The organism is Streptomyces sp. NPDC054841 (assembly GCF_053611045.1).
Genome location: NZ_JBSGZO010000935.1, coordinates 1 through 1080, shown reverse-complemented (window position 1 = coordinate 1080; position 1080 = coordinate 1). Strand labels below are relative to the sequence as shown.

1 protein-coding gene and 1 tRNA gene are annotated in these 1080 nt (G+C 67.9%); both read left to right on the top strand.

The genetic code is table 11. The features are described 5' to 3' along the window. The first annotated feature begins 111 nt into the window (after nucleotides 1-111). Nucleotides 112-870, top strand: coding sequence for an IclR family transcriptional regulator (locus ACWGI8_RS44540; RefSeq protein ID WP_453669372.1), 759 nt, complete (start codon nucleotides 112-114; stop codon nucleotides 868-870). A gap of 111 nt (nucleotides 871-981) precedes the next feature. Next, nucleotides 982-1055: transfer RNA gene (locus tag ACWGI8_RS44535), tRNA-Lys, on the top strand. The last annotated feature ends 25 nt before the right edge of the window (nucleotides 1056-1080 follow it).

Here is a 1080-nt window from a genome sequence, read left to right as displayed (position 1 = left end):
AGATATGGCACTGGGGCGCACGACAATTCTCGCCAACAGCCACACCGTTTATGGTTCTTGGCAGCTATCGTGGTACGGAAGCTTGCGGTCACAACCTGGTAGGGGGAAACCGTGGCGCTGATGCCCGAGCCGACCGCACCGTTCCACTCGGTGCAATACGCCCTGCGCGTACTGGAGACGATCTCCAAGCATGGTGGCGGTGTGACCGATGCCCAGATCGCCCGCGAGACCGGACTGCCCACCGGTCATCTGGCATCGATGCTGCTGATGCTGCGCCGCGAGGGCTACGTGGAGCAGGTCGGCGACGGCGCGTATGTGATCGGGGACTCCCTCGTCCTGCTGGGCTCCGGCGCCACCCGGCGCGAGGCCCTGGAGCGCAAGCTGCAGGAGACCCTCACCGAGCTGCGCGACTCGGTGGGCGCGGCGGTCTACATCAGCCGGTACATCGACGGCGAGGTCAAGATCACGCAGTTCGCCGACGGCCCGCGCACACCCAGGGTCAACGAGTGGGTCGACTTCCGCTCCGCGGCGCACGCCAGCGCGGTGGGCAAGTGCCTGCTCACCCAGCTCGACCAGAACGGCCGCCGCGACCATCTGTCGCGCCACAAGATCGCCCGGCTCACGTCCCGGACGATCACGAACGAGAAGATCCTCTTCTCGAAGCTGGACGCCCAGCCGCCCACGGTCCCCGTGCTGGATCTCCAGGAGTACGCGGTGGGGACGGTCTGCGCGGCGGTCCCGCTGACGGCCGGCTCCGCGGTCGGCTGCCTGGCGCTCTCCCTCCCGATCGAGCATGCCCACCGGCTGCGCGCGGCGGCGGACACGCTGAACCGCAGGGCGGCTCCGGTGGTGCTGTCGCTGGCGCTGTAGGGCCTGTCCGGTGGATCAGGCCGGGCCTGGTCAGGGTGGTCAGGAGCACCTCCCGGGACCAGGTAGTATTACTTCTGTCGTCAGCCGCCGAGAGCGGCAGAACGGCAACCCGCGCCGCTAGCTCAGTTGGTTAGAGCAGCTGACTCTTAATCAGCGGGTCCGGGGTTCGAGTCCCTGGCGGCGCACAACCTCATGAGAGGCCCTCGCAAC